The sequence below is a fragment of the Flavobacterium sp. CF108 genome (assembly GCF_900129795.1).
Taxonomy (GTDB): Bacteria; Bacteroidota; Bacteroidia; order Flavobacteriales; family Flavobacteriaceae; genus Flavobacterium.
The window spans coordinates 1110606-1129632 of sequence record NZ_FQWW01000001.1; the positions used below are offsets into that span (position 1 = coordinate 1110606).

24 protein-coding genes and 1 pseudogene are annotated in these 19027 nt (G+C 31.6%); 20 read left to right on the forward strand and 5 right to left on the reverse strand.

The genetic code is table 11. From position 1 onward, the window contains the following. Positions 1 to 135: 135 nt before the first annotated feature. The 11 genes from BUE10_RS04935 (at position 136) to BUE10_RS04980 (ending at position 6617) form a co-directional block, all read left to right on the forward strand. Positions 136 to 609 (forward strand): Dps family protein, encoded by a 474-nt coding sequence (locus tag BUE10_RS04935; protein ID WP_073482808.1) that lies wholly within the window; start codon positions 136 to 138, stop codon positions 607 to 609. A gap of 107 nt (positions 610 to 716) precedes the next feature. Beyond that, positions 717 to 902 (forward strand): CsbD family protein, encoded by a 186-nt coding sequence (locus BUE10_RS04940; RefSeq protein ID WP_073482810.1) that lies wholly within the window; start codon positions 717 to 719, stop codon positions 900 to 902. A 163-nt stretch (positions 903 to 1065) separates the two neighbouring features. Next, a complete protein-coding gene (locus BUE10_RS04945) occupies positions 1066 to 1617 on the forward strand; it encodes a helix-turn-helix domain-containing protein (protein WP_073482812.1) in 552 nt (183 codons plus the stop codon). A gap of 22 nt (positions 1618 to 1639) precedes the next feature. Beyond that, positions 1640 to 2089, forward strand: a complete 450-nt coding sequence (locus BUE10_RS04950) for a response regulator (RefSeq protein ID WP_073482814.1) — start codon at positions 1640 to 1642, stop codon at positions 2087 to 2089. A 10-nt stretch (positions 2090 to 2099) separates the two neighbouring features. Then, positions 2100 to 3881 carry a sensor histidine kinase gene (locus BUE10_RS04955; protein ID WP_073482815.1) on the forward strand — a complete coding sequence of 594 codons (1782 nt, stop codon included), beginning with the start codon at positions 2100 to 2102 and terminating at the stop codon, positions 3879 to 3881. 141 nt (positions 3882 to 4022) lie between these two features. Continuing rightward, positions 4023 to 4592: a DUF4142 domain-containing protein gene (locus tag BUE10_RS04960; protein WP_073482817.1), complete on the forward strand. Its 570-nt coding sequence runs from the start codon at positions 4023 to 4025 to the stop codon at positions 4590 to 4592. 48 nt (positions 4593 to 4640) lie between these two features. Next, positions 4641 to 5288, forward strand: coding sequence for a porin family protein (locus BUE10_RS04965; RefSeq protein ID WP_073482819.1), 648 nt, complete (start codon positions 4641 to 4643; stop codon positions 5286 to 5288). A 33-nt stretch (positions 5289 to 5321) separates the two neighbouring features. After that, a complete protein-coding gene (locus BUE10_RS23830; RefSeq protein ID WP_143055986.1) occupies positions 5322 to 5474 on the forward strand; it encodes a lmo0937 family membrane protein in 153 nt (50 codons plus the stop codon). A gap of 48 nt (positions 5475 to 5522) precedes the next feature. Continuing rightward, positions 5523 to 5807, forward strand: coding sequence for a YtxH domain-containing protein (locus BUE10_RS04970; RefSeq protein WP_073482820.1), 285 nt, complete (start codon positions 5523 to 5525; stop codon positions 5805 to 5807). Positions 5808 to 5844: 37 nt separating this feature from the next. Continuing rightward, entirely contained in the window at positions 5845 to 6198 is a 354-nt protein-coding gene (locus BUE10_RS04975; protein ID WP_073482822.1) for a hypothetical protein, read from the forward strand. A gap of 38 nt (positions 6199 to 6236) precedes the next feature. Beyond that, entirely contained in the window at positions 6237 to 6617 is a 381-nt protein-coding gene (locus tag BUE10_RS04980; protein WP_073482824.1) for a hypothetical protein, read from the forward strand. A 350-nt stretch (positions 6618 to 6967) separates the two neighbouring features. Here BUE10_RS04980 and BUE10_RS04985 read toward each other — a convergent pair whose 3' ends face one another. Together BUE10_RS04985 and prfA are read right to left on the reverse strand one after the other, a co-directional pair. Next, complete coding sequence (locus tag BUE10_RS04985; RefSeq protein ID WP_073482827.1) at positions 6968 to 8299, reverse strand: DUF5723 family protein; 1332 nt, start codon at positions 8297 to 8299, stop codon at positions 6968 to 6970. Positions 8300 to 8579: 280 nt separating this feature from the next. Then, positions 8580 to 9656 (reverse strand): peptide chain release factor 1, encoded by a 1077-nt coding sequence (gene prfA / locus BUE10_RS04990; RefSeq protein ID WP_056204197.1) that lies wholly within the window; start codon positions 9654 to 9656, stop codon positions 8580 to 8582. Between the two features lie 416 nt (positions 9657 to 10072). Here prfA and BUE10_RS04995 point away from each other — a divergent pair, with 416 nt between their 5' ends. The 4 genes from BUE10_RS04995 (at position 10073) to BUE10_RS05010 (ending at position 13293) form a co-directional block, all read left to right on the forward strand. Then, the gene (locus tag BUE10_RS04995; RefSeq protein WP_073482829.1) at positions 10073 to 10639 is read left to right on the forward strand and encodes a hypothetical protein; all 567 of its coding nucleotides are present in this window, start codon (positions 10073 to 10075) and stop codon (positions 10637 to 10639) included. A 1-nt stretch (position 10640) separates the two neighbouring features. Then, positions 10641 to 11009, forward strand: a complete 369-nt coding sequence (locus BUE10_RS05000) for a hypothetical protein (RefSeq protein ID WP_073482831.1) — start codon at positions 10641 to 10643, stop codon at positions 11007 to 11009. A 246-nt stretch (positions 11010 to 11255) separates the two neighbouring features. Beyond that, the gene (locus BUE10_RS24095) at positions 11256 to 12182 is read left to right on the forward strand and encodes a hypothetical protein (protein WP_200801708.1); all 927 of its coding nucleotides are present in this window, start codon (positions 11256 to 11258) and stop codon (positions 12180 to 12182) included. Positions 12183 to 12423: 241 nt separating this feature from the next. Beyond that, positions 12424 to 13293 (forward strand): hypothetical protein, encoded by an 870-nt coding sequence (locus tag BUE10_RS05010; protein WP_143055985.1) that lies wholly within the window; start codon positions 12424 to 12426, stop codon positions 13291 to 13293. A 145-nt stretch (positions 13294 to 13438) separates the two neighbouring features. Here the strand turns inward: BUE10_RS05010 and BUE10_RS05015 are convergent, their stop codons facing one another. Continuing rightward, complete coding sequence (locus tag BUE10_RS05015; RefSeq protein WP_073482835.1) at positions 13439 to 13768, reverse strand: hypothetical protein; 330 nt, start codon at positions 13766 to 13768, stop codon at positions 13439 to 13441. Between the two features lie 170 nt (positions 13769 to 13938). Here BUE10_RS05015 and BUE10_RS05020 point away from each other — a divergent pair, with 170 nt between their 5' ends. The 3 genes from BUE10_RS05020 to BUE10_RS05030 all read left to right on the forward strand — a co-directional run bounded on the left by BUE10_RS05020 (position 13939) and on the right by BUE10_RS05030 (position 15206). Further along, a complete protein-coding gene (locus BUE10_RS05020) occupies positions 13939 to 14412 on the forward strand; it encodes a hypothetical protein (RefSeq protein WP_073482837.1) in 474 nt (157 codons plus the stop codon). Positions 14413 to 14497: 85 nt separating this feature from the next. Next, positions 14498 to 14908 carry a DUF6157 family protein gene (locus BUE10_RS05025; protein ID WP_073482839.1) on the forward strand — a complete coding sequence of 137 codons (411 nt, stop codon included), beginning with the start codon at positions 14498 to 14500 and terminating at the stop codon, positions 14906 to 14908. A 94-nt stretch (positions 14909 to 15002) separates the two neighbouring features. Then, positions 15003 to 15206, forward strand: coding sequence for a YqaE/Pmp3 family membrane protein (locus BUE10_RS05030; protein ID WP_177178049.1), 204 nt, complete (start codon positions 15003 to 15005; stop codon positions 15204 to 15206). Between the two features lie 20 nt (positions 15207 to 15226). On the opposite strand, the pseudogene BUE10_RS05035 reads toward BUE10_RS05030, so the two are convergent. Then, a pseudogene (locus tag BUE10_RS05035) lies at positions 15227 to 16011 on the reverse strand (DUF5995 family protein). Between the two features lie 178 nt (positions 16012 to 16189). Continuing rightward, entirely contained in the window at positions 16190 to 16567 is a 378-nt protein-coding gene (locus BUE10_RS05040) for a GreA/GreB family elongation factor (RefSeq protein WP_073483065.1), read from the reverse strand. A gap of 648 nt (positions 16568 to 17215) precedes the next feature. On the opposite strand from BUE10_RS05040, the gene BUE10_RS05045 reads away from it, so the two are divergent. Both BUE10_RS05045 and BUE10_RS05050 read left to right on the forward strand, forming a co-directional pair. Further along, positions 17216 to 17710, forward strand: a complete 495-nt coding sequence (locus BUE10_RS05045; protein ID WP_073482842.1) for an SRPBCC family protein — start codon at positions 17216 to 17218, stop codon at positions 17708 to 17710. 280 nt (positions 17711 to 17990) lie between these two features. Further along, the gene (locus BUE10_RS05050) at positions 17991 to 19022 is read left to right on the forward strand and encodes a hypothetical protein (protein WP_073482844.1); all 1032 of its coding nucleotides are present in this window, start codon (positions 17991 to 17993) and stop codon (positions 19020 to 19022) included. Positions 19023 to 19027: the final 5 nt, after the last annotated feature.

Here is a 19027-nt window from a genome sequence, read left to right on the forward strand (position 1 = left end):
GCGGCAAAACTACAATTTTGGAATCATTAATATGTTATGAAAACATTGAATTCATGTAACATCTTTTACTAATTATGTAAGATGCGCCAAGCTCTTCCTTTTTATTTTTGAAACTGAACCCAAAAAACAACAATTATGACTCCACATATCGGAATATCTACAGCAAACTTAAAAAAGAGCTCTAGTATACTAGCTACAATCTTATCAAACGAAATGACACTTTACGTTAAAACGAGAAAATTTCACTGGAATATTTCTGGAAATAGTTTTATGGAACTGCACAAATTATTTGAAGAACAATACCGCATTTTAGAAGCGCAGATTGATGAAGTTGCAGAAAGAATTAGTCAGCTTGGCGAAAAAACTATTGGTACAATGAAGGAATTTATCGAAAATTCGACTCTTAAAGAATCTCCAAAAGAATATACTTCGCAAAAGCATATGCTTGAAGAACTTTTAGAAAACCATGAACAATTGGTTACAGAATTTAGAGGTTATATTCCGGTTTTTGAAAACGAAGCAAACGATGCCGGATCTGCTGATTTTGTTACGGGATTATTGCAGGAACACGAAAAAATGGCATGGGTTTTACGTCGTTATCAGGCATAGATAAAGGCAAAATGTGAATTATGCAACGATCATCGAAATTCCTGTAACACAAATTTTATGGAGAAACTGCAACTTTACATTGTAATAATGACAAAACAAGCCCGATTATGAATACCACAGAAATAAAAGGAAATTGGAATGAGTTAAAAGGAAAACTAAAGCAAAAATATGCTGAGCTGGCAGATGATGATTTAATTTATGCTGAAGGAAAAGAAGATGAATTGTATGGAAAACTTCAGCAAAAATTAGGTAAAACTAAAGAAGAATTTCATAAAATTCTGTCAGATTTGTAAACCTTCTGGCTCAATCAGGAAATACCGTCTAGTAATTAAATGTATTAGGCGGTATTTTTTTGAAACTTTTAGCGATTATTATTACTGTTTATCGATTTTTAAAAAACATTAAACGCGGTAACCCCAAATAATTTATTTATCTTTAACCAAATTTTTTACAAAAATGAAGCTATTTATAAAGTTCGACATAAATACCATCTGTTCACTTTATCTAAAACAAAACCTGGAAGAACAAAATATAAATTTTACCAGTTTAGGATTTGGCGAAATTGAGATTGATGACAATTTTGATGCTGATGCACTCGAAACTTTAAAAAATAATTTAATCCCGCATGGTTTTGAAGTTGTCGAAAATCAGAAAAGTGTTTTAGTACAGAAAATAAAAGATGCTATAATTGAACTGGTCTTTATGGAAGACAGTAACAATTATAAAAGTTCTGTATTTTTAGCAGAAAAACTCAACCATAGTTATGGTTATTTATCTAATGTTTTTTCGGAGGTTACTTATTCGTCTATCGAAAACTTCATCATTTTACAAAAAATAGAAAGGGCAAAACAATTAATTATTATCAATGAAATGAGTTTGACAGAAATTGCTTTTTTGTTAAATTACTCAAGCGTTGCGCATTTAAGCACGCAGTTTAAGAATACGACCGGAATTACACCGTCGGCATTTCAAAGAATAATTAAAAAACGAAGAGAAAATTTAAAATAAAAAAAACAAATACCACACTAAAATGCAAAAAAACGCATTAAATATTTTACTGGCGGATGATGACGAGGATGATCGTCTTTTTTTTAAGGATGCTTTTGAAGAAATCAAGATACAAACAAACGTAGAATTTGTTCATGATGGAATGCAGTTAATGGAGCATTTAATGGACTTAGATAACAAAATCCCGGATATTTTGTTTCTGGATTTAAATATGCCAAAAAAAACTGGTAAAGAGTGTTTGATTGAAATTAAAAAAACAGAGCATCTTAAAAATATAATTATTGCAATCTATTCTACTTCATCTTCAGAAGAGGATATAGAAGATACTTTTATTCAGGGTGCCAATATTTATATCAAAAAGCCAAGCGATTTTAATACGCTGAAAAAAATAATTAATGAAGTCGTGACCGTAAACTGGCACTATCATACCTCTGGGTTAAATCGTGATAATTTCTTGCTGCGACTAAAATAAAAGTATACCAATGAAATGGATACCAAATTTTAATTCTTCAAACTCTTTGAGAGTTATTTTTGTAATCGCAGTTTTCATTCTGTTATTTCTTTCTTCTATTGCTTATAAGCATAATCAAGACTTGAACGAATCGAGTAAAGTGGTTATGCATACCTACGAAATAAACATTCAGCTAGAAAGATTAATGTCGGCAATTAAGGACGCCGAAACCGGCCAGAGAGGTTATATTATTACCCGTAATGCCCGTTTTTTAACGCCTTATATTTATTCGCGGGACAAGGTAAACACTTCATTTATTACTTTAAAAAAATTAACTGCTGATAATCCCGTTCAGCAGGCAAATCTTCGAAGGTTATTTAAACTCATTATTCAGCGTTTTGTTTCTTTCGAAAATTGTTTAAAATACAGCGATCCCAAAACATATGATAAACGAAGACTCGACAATTATATGTTTGGAGGGCGAATCCTGATGGAAAACATTCGTTTTAAAGTTGACGAAATGAACGACATCGAGAAAACGTATTTAAAAAACAGACTTAAAATTTATGATGACGAAATTTCTTTAAGTCCACTTTTTTCTATTTCTCTTTTTTTAACGGCTTTGTTTTTCATTCTTTTAGCTTTCAGACAAATCAGCAAAGATTTCCAGCGCTTAAAAGTTTTCAATAAAAGACTTTTAATCTCAAACGGATTAATTGCAGAGTCTGAAACTATTGGGAAATTCAGTACCTGGCAATGGGATTTAGATGCAAATAAAATCGATTATTCTGATAATCAATATCGTTTATTGGGCTATGATCCGGGCTCATTTGTACCTGTAAAAGAGACTTTTTTAGATTTTGTACATCCTGATGACAAAGAAAATGTTTCGAATTCTATTGAAGGAATTATAAAAAACAGACAACTCCCTTTTGTGTATTATAAAGTTCTGCTTCCGAGCCACGAAGTGAGATATTTTAAATCGACAGGAAAATTATTGACGGACCAGCAGGGAAGTAAAATTTTACTGGGAATTAATTTTGATATTACCGATGAGCATTTGCTAAATATTGAATTGCAGGAACGTAATAAAGAATTGGAAAAAAGTAATAAGGAACTTGCCTCTTTCAACCACGTTGCGAGCCACGATTTACAGGAACCGCTGCGAAAAATCCAGACTTTTATTTCGAGGGTTTCTGATGCAGACAAAGCGGCTATGTCCCAAAGTGCAAGAGATTATATTGATAAAATTGAAGTTTCGGCAAAAAGAATGCGTGTTTTAATTGATGATTTGCTTTTATTTTCGAGAACCAATACGACTAAGAAAGAATTTATAAAAACAAACTTAGAGGAATTACTTGAAAACGCCGAATCTGAATTAACAGAAGTTATTGATGAAAAAAGCGCTGTTATTGTTTCAAATAAACTTCCTAAGCTTGCCGTAATTCCGTATCAAATTGAGCAGCTTTTTATCAACCTGATTGGAAATTCTTTAAAATACAGCAAACCAAATGTTATACCTTCTATAACTATTGAAAGTACTAAAGTCAATTCTGAAGATTATCCGAAACTGGATCAAAATATTAAAAAATTCCACAAAATAACTTTTACGGATAACGGAATGGGATTTGATCCTCAGTTTAAAGAAACGATCTTTATTTTGTTTCAGCGTTTACATTCAAAAACAGATTATCCCGGAACCGGAATTGGTTTGGCGATTTGTAAGAAAATTGTAGAGAACCATAAAGGATTTATTATGGCCGACAGCGAGCCGGATAAAGGTTCTGTTTTCACCATATTTCTTCCTGACTAAATTCGTCAGCACCCTAAAACACTACATTTTAAACGTTATATAAATTCTTTATGGGAATTATATAACGTTTCTTTTTTATGCTGTAAAGCAAAACGCTGTATTCATTAGCATCTTTGTAATGTAATACTTTAAGAAGTAATAATGAAAAAAATCCCAGTACTAAAAGCCGTTTTTTTTAAGGTACTAATTTTATTAATTATAATTTGTGTTTCATCATGCAAAAAAAATAATTCGATAGAAAATACATTTAAAAAAAATGAAGCTTTTACAAAAAACGAGGAGGAAGAAACAACAGCCTTTTTTTTTATAGAAGCGGCCAATGTTGGAAAAACAATTATTTCTAAAAGTCAAATTGCACAACAAAAAAGTTCAGACAATTCAATAGTGATTTTAGGTAAAAATATCGAAAGACATCAAAATCGACTGCTGCAGGAAATAACAGAATTAGCAAATAAAAAGCTGATTATAATTTCTGAAATAAATGCAACACACAGAAGAGATACTTATGAATTGATTACTGCAAATCCTAAGGATTTCAACAAAGTTTATTTAAATTCTATGAAAGAATGCCTGGAACAGCAAATTAAGTTGTTAGAAACCGTTTCGAAAGAAACTAACGATAAAATAATTTTAAAATTAGTATTAAAGTATTTGCCTGAACAATTTGATCTCTTAAGGGAAACCGAAAGAATCAGTAATGTAAAAAATTAAAAAAGAGAATTATTTAAAAGCCCGGATTACTAACTAAATTATTTTATTATGAAAATGCAAACCAATTTTTTATGCACCTTAACCCTTTTTATTTCAGCTTCATTTGGAATGCTGCACGCTCAGGACAATAATGTAAACACCGAGTTTGGTGTAAAAGGAGGATTCAATATGTCTAACCTTTACAATAGTGGAGAGGATGTAGATGACAACAATATTTTATACGGTTTTAATGCCGGTGTTTATGCCACATTACCCGTTTCAGATTTTGTAGCCATTCAGCCGGAGATCTTATTTACAACAAAAGGCGCCGAATTAGAATATAACAATGCTTTGATAAGCGGAGATGCGAAATTCAGATTAAACTATATCGAAGTTCCTTTATTAGTGCGAGTAAATATTACTAAAAACTTTAATGTTCATGCCGGTGGTTATGCATCATATTTGGTAAGTTCTAAATTTACAGGAAGCGGAGATATTGTTTTTGATCAGGAAATCGATACAGACGATTTAAACAAATTTGACGCTGGTATTTCTGCAGGTCTTGGAGTAGATTTTAACCCTATAAGCATCGGATTACGTTACAATTACGGTCTTACAACTGTTGGAAAAGAAAGAACTGTTGCCGGAACAACGTATACGTTTCCAGACGCAAAAAACAGCAATTTAACCTTATACCTTTCGTATAAGTTAAATTAAAATATTAATTACTAACCCATTAAATAAAAAACCATGTCAAAATTATTAGATACCATCGCAGTAATACTAGTTATTCTATGGGCTCTTGGTTTTTTTATATACAATTTGGGAAATATCATCCATGTTTTATTAGTATTCGCCATTATTGCAATTTTACTGAATCCTGTCAAAGGCCGGGAGGTTTAAAATTAATCAACATTAAATAAATATATTAATCTATTAAAAATCAATATTATGAAAGCATCTAGCACAATTTTAGGAATCGTAGGAGCTGCAGCTGCAGGAGCATTATTAGGAGTATTATTTGCACCGGATAAAGGTTCAAATACCAGAAAAAAAATCAAAGATAAATCGAGAGATTACGGAGATAATATCAAAACTAAATTTGATGGTATTGTAAGTTCAATCACTTCAAACGGTAAAGACATCATCGAGGAAGGAAAAGCAAAATTCAACCAGGTAAAAGATGATTTCAATGCAGTTAAAGATGAAGCTAAAACTGTAAAATCGAACTACTAATACAAAGTGATTTTTTCAAACCATAAATACCAGCAACATGGAACCAAATGCAACAACAAACGAGGATTTAAATCTTTATGAAAAAGCTGAAAATTATACCAAAACGAGTTTAGAGTTATTAAAACTCAAAACAGTATGTTCAGTAGCCGATGGTGTTTCATCATTAGCATCAAAGATAGCAGTTGGCGTTGTTGTTGCATTTTTTACCTTGTTCCTTAATGTTGGTTTAAGTTTATGGATTGGGAAAGAACTTGGGGAATATTATTTCGGTTTTTTTATCATGGCACTTTTTTATTTAATTGTTGCCATTATACTGCACAAATCGCATCACAAGCTGATAAAAACCCCAATTGGTAACTCGATTATTTCGAGTATTTTAAAAGAGAAATAAAACTGATTTAAAACTATTAATAACTTAAAAAGACCATTATGGAGCCTATTTACACTATTGATGAATTAAATCAGAGAATAAAACTATTAGAAGATCGTCAGGATACTGAATGGAGTGCTATTAAAGATCATATCGATGATATTAAAGAGAATTTAAAACCTATTAATCTCATTCGAAATACGGTCGAGGAAATCAACGAAACTGTTGGTTTTAAAAGCCATCTGGCACAATCTGCCATCAGCATCGGAATTGGATATCTGGCCAAAAGATTTATTGTGGGCAAAGGCGATTCGATGTTTAAAGGAATTTTAGGCTCAATCGTTCAGCTTATCGTAACCAATTTGGTTTCAAAACCCAGCGAATCTTCACATGAAACTTCGGAAGAAGAATCATCACAATACGAACCACCTAGAGAGTAATTTGTTAAACTTAAATTTTAAACATTATGGAAAAGTTAAGCCACATAGTATTAAAAAACGGTGTATACATGTACTCTAATCTATATAAATGTTTTGAATACACACGAGTATTTTTTGGTATCTAACTCGTTTATACGTTTCTGCTATAACAAACGGTTAAAGGGTTAATACTTTTAATATATTTTTTAAGGTTCTGAGGTTCTAAGTTGCTAAGATTCTAAGATTTTTAGTGTCTTGGTCAAAACTTAAATAAAACTTCAAAACCAAAAAAGAGATTGTTCCACATATGTGAAACAATCTCTTTTTCATTTTAAAAACTTAGAACCTTAGCATCTTAGTATCTTAGCCCCTTAGTTGTAATTTTGATAAATTGGCAATTTCAATCCAACATACACATTTGCAGCTTTAGAATTGTTTGAAAACAAATTCGAAATCAAAGATCCTGAACCAATAAATAATGGGCCAGCTCTAAAACCAGTTCCTATCTGCGTTCCGCTATATTCCATATAAGTAATGGGAACATAAAAACTGAATTGTCTCGTTTCATATCGAGGTGTAAATGTAACCGAATTTGCAATTGCAGTTCCGTTGATCTTTTTAGCATCGACTAAACTAAAATCGCTGCTTAAATTCAAATAGAATTTATTGTCGATATTCCAGTCAAAGTTGGTGTGTAATGCTGTTGGTAAATTTGCTTTTACTCCTTTTCTGGATGAGATTTTGGTATAATAAGTATCAAAAAACTTAAAAACATCATCTGCATTGTCAATGTCATCCTGAGTAACATTTCCGGTCAGGTCATACGTGTTTTCAGTAAGGTTTTTATAATTCAGTTTACCAATATCGGTCACGGCTACAGCAGCTTTAAGTTTATATCTGTTTCCTATACAAGTATGGCAATTGGTGCGGTATTCATAAGTAAAACCCAAATCAAGACCCACACCTGCCGAAGCCATATCAAACTCCGGATCTTTTCCATTTTCATAATCGTAGCTTGCAGCCGTTTTTAAAGTTCCTGTTGAGTTATAGGTACTCAAAGCCGGATCTGCAATATTTTTATTAAAGGCAACACTCAAATTATTTCCGTTGATATAACCGTTTACTCCCGCCATCAAATATTTTATGGTAATACCTGCTTTAAGAAAATGCACATCATGATCTAACAATATCGTTCCGTAACTGGCTCCAATCTCTGCCCACGAATTGTAGACACCATTTGGATTTCCTCCCGATATTAAAAAACTGTTTGAAGCATTAATATCTTTATTGACCTCATCAACAAGCTGTCCGTTTACATCAACCAGATTGGTAATGCTTCGTACACGTGTAAAAACGCCAATACTGTGCTGCTCATTAATATTCATCATAAACGAAGGACCTAGAATATCGACATTAAAATTCCCTCTGTTATTCGATTTGAATTTCTTTTTTGCATCTGTATCCAAGTCGTAACCGCCGTCAAATATTTCGGCAAAATTAACTCCGTACAAATCATTTTGTGCCGTTGCACTTGCAGAAGCAATGGTAATATCAGCTTTGTATTTAGAATCTACAATTACCGACGGATTAAATAATACGCCCTGAATTCCGGCGTAATTGTCGTCCCGAAATCCAAAATAAGACTGACTCCGGGCATAAAAAAAGCTTCCAAAGAAGCATAATAATAGTAAAGTTCTCTTCATAAATTGACTATAATTGGTTGATTAGTAGCGCAAATATGAAATAAAAAATGACAATATAAAAGGTTATAAGGTGCTAAGTTACTGAGGTTCTGAGTTCTTAAGAAAAGGTTTATGTTTGAGAGTTCAATACTGGTAAAAAAGTTACAAAGAGGCAAAGGTTCAAAGGGACAGAGTTTTTAAAAACAAAAAAGCCGAACAAATGTTCGGCTTACTATTTTACGCCAGAAAAGAAACCTCTGAACCTTTGTAACTATGTACCTTTGAACCTAAGAAGCTTACATTAGTAAACTTCAGACGCTTCCTTCAATTTCTCCATATTGTTTACCAATTGTAATTCGGCAACAATTTTTTGGATATCACCATTCATGATGTTTCCTAAATCGTAAAGTGTTAAACCAACTCTGTGATCGGTTACACGACCTTGGGCGTAGTTGTACGTACGAATCTTTGCCGAACGGTCACCAGAACTAACCTGAGAAGTACGTTTTGTAGCATCCTCAGCTTCTTTCTTAGCCAATTCCATTTCGTACAAACGAGAACGTAAAACCGTTAACGCCTTATCTTTATTTTTATGCTGCGATTTCTGATCCTGACATTGCGCCACTAATCCCGTAGGAATGTGCGTTAAACGTACTGCTGATTTCGTAGTATTTACAGATTGTCCTCCAGGTCCAGACGAACAGAAGAAATCTACACGAACATCGTTCATATCAATTTGAACATCAAACTCTTCTGCTTCTGGTAAAACCATAACAGTAGCTGCCGATGTATGCACACGACCTTGCGTTTCTGTCTGCGGAACACGCTGTACACGGTGAACACCTGCTTCAAACTTCAAAGTTCCATAAACATCTTCTCCCGAAACCTCAAAAATAACCTCTTTGAAACCTCCAGAAGTTCCTTCGTTCATATCAACAACCGAAGTTCTCCAGCCCATGCCTTCGCAATATTTAGTATACATTCTAAATAAATCCCCTGCAAAAATACTAGCTTCGTCCCCACCCGTTCCGGCGCGAATCTCAACCATTACATTTTTAGCATCTTCAGGATCTTTAGGAATCAACATAAATTTAATTTCCTCCTCAAGTTGAGGCAAGCGTTCTTTTGCTTCGTCAAGCTGCATTTTGGCCATTTCGGTCATATCAGCATCGCTTCCGTCAGCAATAATTTCGTTTGCTTCGTCAATATTTGCTAAAACAAGAATGTATTCTTCTCTCTTTTCAACCAGTGCTTTTATGCTTTTATATTCCTGGTTAAGCTGCACATAACGTTTTTGATCAGCAATAACATCCGGCTGAATAATCAAATCCGAAATCTCATCAAAACGCTGCTTTACATATTGAAGTCTATCTAACATTTTCTAATTCCTTTTATTGGACTGCAAAATTACAAAATTTTTGTGGAAAATTCTAGTGTTGATTTTTTGGGAATTTTGACGAGGAAATTTAGTGGAATTATGATGGTTTTTAGGAGCTTTTTCCTGCTATCCGCTATATTTTTTTTAGGTAGAATGTTCACGGTTTAATTTAGATTTTTTCGTTTGCCTAAAGGATGCCGCTTCTATCAGGGCTAGGGCAATTGGTTTTAAAAAGAGCGTTTACGGATTTCCGTAATATTCTTGAATTTTAAGTATCTAATTTTATCCAAAAAGATCAGGTATTTTTACGTAACGATACATCTAAATTAAATACGATTTTTGTTATTATGTTCAAATTAATATTTTATTTAAATAGAGCTTAAAAATAGAAAAAATTAAACCAATAAATTCAAAACATGAATATTACAATAAATTTAACCACTGCAGACCTTAGTGTTGCTGACAAAACACTAATTAAGGAGTGCCTAGGACTAGCAACTGATCCTGAAGTAGACAATGCTCTGACAAAAATCACAAAAGCTGCGTTCATGGAATACGTAAAAATGTTTAAAGAGAAAGGCTTACCAACTCGCGCTGACGAAGTTCAACAGGAACGGTTGTTTTTTCTGCTTCTTTACTATTTTGAAAATATTCTACCAAGCGAAAACGAATTATCGTCAATATTTCAATTAACTCAATCTCAAAGCAAAACTTTATTAAGGAATACAAAGTCTAGATATCGTACCAAGATATCTTCTTTCATTAAAAATACACTTTTAGAAACAATAAATTCAGCAACACAAATTTCGCCTACTGACCCTTATGAATTTGTTTGCACATCTCCAACAACCGTTGAAGAACTTAATCTCATCATAAGTCAAAAAGGACCAACTTTAGAACCAGTCAACAAAATTAGGGGAATATCTAGTAAGTATACCTGCGCAATAGACACATACAATTTGTTACAACAAGAATTAAATTAATATGAATGATATTTTATCCGCAATTGGCGTAATCTTAGTTTTCTTGACATTTTTATTAGGCTCAATTCAAACTGAGATAACCAAGATTCTCGAAGAAAAAAAACCAGAAGCAAGTCAAAGTGCTAAAATCGAAATTTATAAATCTAGAAAAAGAAAAATACTCTATTTAAAATCGCTTCCAATTTCAATAATATTTATTGTAATAAGTTATCTTTTAATTCCATCTTGTGTAAAAATTCTTAAACAGAGTTCTTTCGATATTTGGGATTTCGACGTTTTGAATACAACATTTATTTTTGTTGAGTTAGGGCTTATTGGCATGTCATCATTTTCAATTTATAAATTTGTACAATTAGCTAAAAAAGAATAAACCTCCTAGCACATTTATTTCATAATCGCATTCAAATAAAATCGAATAATAAAAATAATCCGATTACACGAATTTGTAATCCCTTTAATCAATAGCAAGTCACAATACAAATAATCAAATACAACAACGACAAGAACTCCTAAAGTTGCTTTCTTTATTTTCGAAAAACAAATCTAAGCTTCTCAGTAAGGATTGCAAATCTAAGCTGTCAAATAGTGAGAATTAATTAAACGACAAGTTTTAAATATGAAAACAAACGAAGAACAATATATAATTTTTCTTAAACAAAAAGTTTTCAAAAAAATCTCAACTGAGCTAAATGAAAATTCAATTGATAGAATTGTACAAATTGACTTATATGATTCTCATATTAAAGACAATATTTCGTCTAGTTTTCAAAAGTATTATTTTGAAACATTAAATAATGAAATTAATTTTTTAAGCTCTCAAAATTTTTTCAAACAGTTTAAAAGACGTTACTCTCTTCAAGGTATAGATAACGAATATCTAGACAGACTTGAAAATAGTAAATCTGAAATTCTACAATTAATTCGTCACAATTCTTTAACAAAATTGTACATTGATTATTTCAACAAAGCTTTAATCAAACATGGCGATTTGAAAAAAGAAAAAGATTTAGGTTCTTTTTTCGCAAAATTAGTTCATCATTTTTTACCCAATGAATACTGTGCATTAGACAATCCAATCAAAGATTATTTTGGATTATCTAAAGAAAGTTTTTTTATTGCATTCTTTATTATTAGTGAGGAATACAAAAAGTGGGCATTAGAAAATAAACAATTACTTAATACTATTCGAGAAAATTTTAGGCAACTTGATGAAAATAAAATTTTAGACTTTAACTTACTTACTGATCATAAATTACTAGATCTTATATTTTGGAGCAAAGCAAATAGAAATAAAAAAGTAAATACAAAAAAATCTTCTCCTTTAAAAAAAATGAAACTTCATGATGCAATAGCCCAAACTTTAATAACAGAGAATAGAGCAATGTCTACTAAAGAAATTGCAGATAAATTAAATATAAGCAAACTCTATACTAAAAAAGATAAATCAAAAATTACTGATTTTCAAATCCACGGTAGAACTAAAAATTATCCAAATTTATTTAATCGTGACGGTAGTGTTGTATCTTTAATTAAGGGAAAATAATCCCGATAGCGCGGATTTGCAATCCGTGCCCACAATAATAAGACACAACAAAAAACATCAAAAATAAAAGCTACAAAATCATGTAGCTTTTTTTATTACAAAAGCACAAACTAATCTTTGTGGACACGGATTACAAATCCGCGCTATCGGATAATTTTATTTTATAAAATCAGATAAAGCTTTTTTAATTATTTTTAAGCCTTATTAAACCATAGTCCGAGAAATCGTTAAAACATTATTTATGAATAAAATCTACTCCTTATTTTTTCTACTATTTATTTTTTTGACAAGCTGCAAACAGAGCGAAGAAAGCAAAATAAAAGAAACCTGCACAACTTATATAGAGGGCAGAATAGCTTTTGAAAATGGAGACACTTTAAAAATAAAACCGGTTGTCGGAGATACTCTTTACAGACAGATGCTTCTAAACCATCAATATTCAAGACTTCTTGAATCTAATCTTGCAATAGGTCCAGACTTAATAACTATAACGCCAGCAACTGTTGAAATTAAAGGAAATAAGGCAACCTGCATTATGAACAGTCCGATACCTTTCCAACTAAACTTAGTGAGAAGTAATGACCAATGGAAAATTGTTGGGGAAAATGAAATATTTCCAAATTCTTATTCCATTGCCGCAATAGAGAAAAAAATAAATGATTACAAAGCGTATTTAAAAGAAAAACCTGCTAAAGACCCTGTTTTTCAACTTACCAATCGTTTCTTTAATGATGTGAATAACTATTGTAAAAACAAAGATTTAAATGCATTAAAAAACAATTGCGACGATGCGACAGCAGATTTTGTGAAACGTCTTTATGAGTATGCGAAAAAAAGATCTGGTGTCGATGTAATTAATGAAGAAATCAACAATCCGCATGCAGCGAGTGGAGCTATCTCTTTTAGAGGAGATTTGGCTTATTATATGTTTTATCAGGAAAATGCTTCGGTGCTTCTTAAGAAAACAGGAGACACTTATAAAGTGATTGGTTTTAACGGAATCAAATCTGCTTCGATAAGCAACCAAATGATGGAAGATCAATATGTAGAATTACTTAGAGCGCTAAGATTGGTGAAATCGGAACAATATCGAAACAAAAACATTAAATAACGAAAAGCAATAGCGCAATAAGACACAATGAAAACATCAAAAATAAAAGCTACAAAATCATGTAGCTTTTTTTATTACAAAAGCACAAACTAATCTTTGTGGGTACGGATTACAAATCCGCGCGCTCATTGTACTTCTGATTTCATCAACCTTCCAAATAAATCTTATACAAATCATCCAATAACTCCATTTCTTCTTCCGGCAAAAGCTGTAATGCTATTTCAAGTAAAGTCAATACATTAATATCTGTTTCTTTATGAAAAACGGCTAAACTTCGCGCTTCTTTATTCATTAGAACAATACTCGCTTTAAGCAAATCTGAAACCATTAGATTTAATTCGTTATAAGAACATACTTTTAGCGGTATCGTAAATGAAGTGTCTTCTTTATGTTCCAGTTTTAGTCTGGTGAAATAATTTCTTTTATTCATTAATTCTAACAATTCTTCGGCTCTTTCTTTATTCTTTAATTCCATGATTTCATATTTTTTATTTTAAAACGAAATTAGAAATAACAGATTATTTTTAAGTGATTGTAAACAATCAGGTGTATACAACTTGAATTAAAAACCAACATGAAATAATATACTATATTTGTTAAATAAAAACCAAAATCCTTACAAAAAATGAATTTTTATAAATAATTATGCTGAGCGAAATCCCTGATATTGAGAATAAAACTGAAGCTTTATATTTATATTTACAAAGCAATGCTTCCGATAATGAAGGTGATTCGTGGAATTATCATCACAATCCAAAAATAGTTTCCCACATTAATAATTTATCTAAAGATGATTGTGAAAATTTTACGTCAGAGATTTGGAATTGGAAAAAAGAAATTATTTTTGATTTAGCCGATCCATTTCTCCATATAGTCAATCCAAATTTAAATGGATCTTATTTGTATTGCAAACTTATTCTTCATATGGATGATATGGAAAGTCAAGAATATTTAATACAAAATATACAAATCATCCATAATATCCCTAAAAAAACTCATCCGATAGATTTCTATCTTGATCTGGCGAAAAAAATTTTAACTATAAATAAAAAAAATAATGAAAATTATAATTATGCAGTTGAGCAAATTAGATTAAAAATTATAACAGAAAAATCTTAAGCTACATCCCCTCGTTGGCGCGAGTGAAGGGCAAAAAAATATTCCGTAAGAAAAATCTATATTTACAAAGCAAATTTATAGGAAGATGAAAATACACACCACCAACTATTTTGATACTTTTATAGAAACAGCAGAAGACAGCAAAGTTTCTCACGGAACAAAACCGCCAAGCAAAGACAAAAAAACAGTTGCAGAAATGCAATACGAGCTAATTAGCAAAAATCCGTATAAATATACCTCAGACGATGTTCTTTTTCAGGTATTTGCTGATCGGAATGATTTAACAAAAAGTGAATACGAAAAAGCCAGACAAGATTATTTTTCTAAGGGACAAGCTTGTTTTCGTGCCTCACCTCTTTCAAAAACATACGGTTTTGGAATTCATAATGATCATAATGGAAAAATAGCCATATTCGGTATGGAAACAGATGAATACCTAAAGTTTATAAAAGATCCCAAAATCAAAAAAGTAAAAGCCATGAAATCTGCCCGATAATTTTCCCGCTGGCGCGAGCGGGACGCAATTGGATCCTGAAAAGTAGACTTGCAAAAAATCATGTAACTTTTTTTATATTTACAGAAAACAAAAAATGATGACACTAATTGCAATTTTCTTTCCCTTTGCTTCTTTCTTTTTGAGAGGAAGAATATTAACTTCGATTATTTGTCTAATCTTGCAAATAACTTTAATTGGCTGGATTCCTGCAGCAATTTGGGCTGTTATTTCTTTACAGAATTCAAGAGCTGATCAGCGTAATAAGAAACTAATAAGAGCAATAAAAACCAAGTCTTAAAAGAATAAAGAACAACAAAATCAAGCCACAACACATTCCATATTTTTTTGTTCCATTATCTGCATATCAATTATTTTTTGAGCGACAGTTCCTCTTTCAAATAAACGAATAAATTTAAAAACAGCGCTGACAAAATATCCCGGGTTTGAAACTAATCGGGCGATTTCTGTAATTCTTTCGTCTCTTAGCTTTGTACAAGCTTCTCTTTCATTTTCTGGAACGGCTACAAATTCGTTGGCAAATTTCCATGCACCGTTTCTTGCGGTTTCCATACTAAAATCAATAAAGAAGTTGTCTATTTTGCCTGAGAATTTTAATATCCACGTAAGTGTTGGCCAAATTTTGATTAAGCATTTTTCGACACCACCTACCAAATTGCTAAGAATAGCGTTTATTTGATCAAAATCATGTTTTAAATCTGCTATGTCTTCTACAGTACTAATTTGAGCCGAGGCAATTCCTAAATCAAGGTTCACGTGAGCATTTATTCCGAGTAGTAAATGCTGAACAACTATTGGCCAAAACTTTTCGGCTTGTTCAAAGGCAAATCCCCAACATTCTGATGGTTTCTCTTTGGCTTGATATTGATAATAAGCTTTTAAATAGCGATTGGCAAAAATAACATCCAATTTTCCATTCGTTCGCCGTTTTGAAAAGAACCAGCCTGAATACCTTGTTTGACTCTTAGAGTAACTTCGCGATACAGAATAGCAAATAAACCTATATTGCTTTGATCAATCTTTGCTTTTTCAATTATTTCATCCAAAAACTGAATTACTTCATCAATAGTATTTGCTTGTTTCATAATCGTTTATTGTTAGTTATTAGTCAAATTGAGAGCAACGAATATAATTATTTTAATCTTTCAATGGGTATTTTTTGAAGTAATTATCTTATTATTTTTCTTTTTTAATGCGAAAAAAATATCCCAAAAGAAAACTCTTTTGGGATGTTACTAACTTAAATCGAAAACAGCAGACATATTATGCCTCTACTTCTACTTTTAAAATTTCTAATTTTAAATTGCCTTTTTTAGCTGGCCATTCCACAAGATCTCCTACTTTGTAGCCAACCATTGCAATACCTTCATCAGAAAGAACCGAAATTTTGTTTTTGCTCACTTTTACTTTTTCCGGCCCAACAAGAAGAATTGTTTTTTCTTCATTATTAATGTGGTCTTTATAGGTTACTTTTCGGTTTATGGAAACAATATTTTCGGGAAGATTTTTTCTCAATACTTGAGAGGCATTTTTTAACTCGCCCAATAATAACTCTTCTTCTTGCGGTGTTACTTTTTTTCTTCTTACGTGATCTTTAATTAAATCGTATGTTCCTGTTGTTAATATAATATTTTGTGACATAACTTTCTTGTTTGCTTCACTTTCATTGAGTATGATATACAACTCTTCATTGAATATCTTGCAGCTCCATCTAATTCAATGATATCACATCCTGAATGAAATTGAAGGTTAAATAAAACGAACTATAATAAATAAAAGGTTTCCCTGCCTAGAGTTGCGACAGGGCAAAATGAATAAACTCTTTTGAGTTTTTTAAGAAAGTATCATCATGCAGATATAATAATGTGTACATCAAGCACATCAAACCGTTATTAGCTAAATAAAAATTTGCAGTTACCATTATTGTAATTCTAATTGTGTTGCAATATACGCTTTTTTCTTACAAATGCAAGTAACAATTGAGTTTTAGGTAATTGTGTGAATCGGTTGTATTCAACAGATATTTTATTGCAATAATGAGCCTTAAAAATCTAGACGAAATATCTTATATTTGTTTTAATTAAATTTTTCAAAACTAAATCCAAACGATTTGATTTAAAAATTTATAAACTAAAAATTGTTTATTGAAGGCAATAATGGTAAAATACTAGAATTCAAAAAAAATAAAGTTCAATATACTTTGCGGAGATTTCTCCTTCGCCAAGATGACAAAATGAGTATAACAAAACTTTGTGTCTTTGAGCCTTTGTGGCAAAAAAACATTAAATCATGGAAAACTTCGACTGGACATCTTTCACAAAAAAAATAGCAATTAAAGCTAAACGCAATGACATTTATAATGCCTGGACAATTGCAAATGAATTAGAAAAATGGTTTCTCGAAAAAGTATCTTTTTTTGATGCAAATCAAGAACCAATTGGCAAAAACAAAAACGCTGCAGAAGGTACAACTTACGATTGGCTTTGGTATTTGTATAAAGACTCCATGAAAGGAAAAATTATTTCTGCCAATGGAAAAGATCAATTACAATTCACTTTTGAAGGAACTTGTCTGGTAGATATAAAACTAAGCGAAACAAACGGCTATACCGTGGTTGAACTTCGTCAGCACAATATCGCTACAGATGATTATTCTAAACAATACATTAGGCTCGGCTGTTCAAACGGCTGGGGTTTTTACTTAACTAATCTTAAATCAGTTTACGAAGGTGGTTTAGATTTACGCAACAAAGATGAAAATTTGAATCCTATGATTAATAATTAAATCATTTTTAAAATTTAAAAAGCTAAAAATGCGTAAGAGTCAAAAAAGGCTTTTACGCATTTTTTTATGACAGGTTTCCTTAACTGTCTCAAAAAACGGAAATCCGTAATTATTTTTCTCGTTTACGGATTTCCGTAAAACTGCTGATTGTAAAGCCCTTAGTTTTGAATAACAAATTGATATCCTGATTTATTCATACGCTTTTATATTATAAAAAGTGCCGGATATTTTTTTGAAACCAAAAACTAAAACAGGTACATAATCTTAAATTTTACAAACAATGAGCAGAAAATCAATTCAAGTAACCGACATTTTTTTGGCTATACTGGCTATATTATTAATTAGTGTAAGTTTTTATCAGACCTGGCTGGGATTAGACCAGATTTTTGGCCCGGCTTCTTTTATAATTGCCTTAGTTTTATCTTTCTTATTATTGTTTTTAATCTGGATGATCAGAAGTGCAAAAGTAGAAGGCCGTGCAACTTCAAATTTGGTAGGGATTTATCTTTTTATTGCCTCCTTTTGTTTCATAGCCAACTTTAATGCTTTATACACCAGATTTATGAAAACTGATATTTATACTACCGAATTAAGGGACATAAACGAACGTTTTAATAATCTGGAAGCTGATGTTCAGTCCAAACTAAGTTACAAGTACAACAAAGAAACTGCTCAGGATATAGAAATTAAAAAGAAGCAGATGATGGAGCAGATTAAAGATCCCGGAAATAAAGGAATAGGCACTAGAGCCCAGTCTTTAATACGTGACATCGAAAAATTAACCGGACAAAAAGTTGATTTCCTGACCCCGGTTGCTAATGATTATGATGATTTGGCAGAAAGAATGGGACTCCAGATCGACAATATGATTTCTGATCTTTCGCCAGAAGAAAAAGCTTTAAAAACAGATATCAACAATGCGGTATTAAAATGGAATAAAAAAATTCAGGACTTATTACTGCTTTCTAAAAAAGAAAAAGATGACCTCTCTCAGGGGTTAATCGATGATTCTTTATCAGAATATAATAAACTTGGAAATCGTGCCCACTCCGTTTTAGGTGAAGACAAATTTAAATTCACTCCCGAAATCTCCAAAACACAAGATGTTGGTAAAATTGGTTTTGCCTTTGATCATGCCGTCAAAAACTTCGGAATGTACCAGTTTGTGGTATTAATGGGTTGTATCCTGCTTGATTTTGTTATTGTGATTATTGTATTACTTGCCACTCCCGGCAGCGGAAACAGCAGTAATAACTCCAGCATTTTTAGTGGCAGTAAAAGAAACGGGAAAGTATTAATTGCTAAAAACTAAAACAA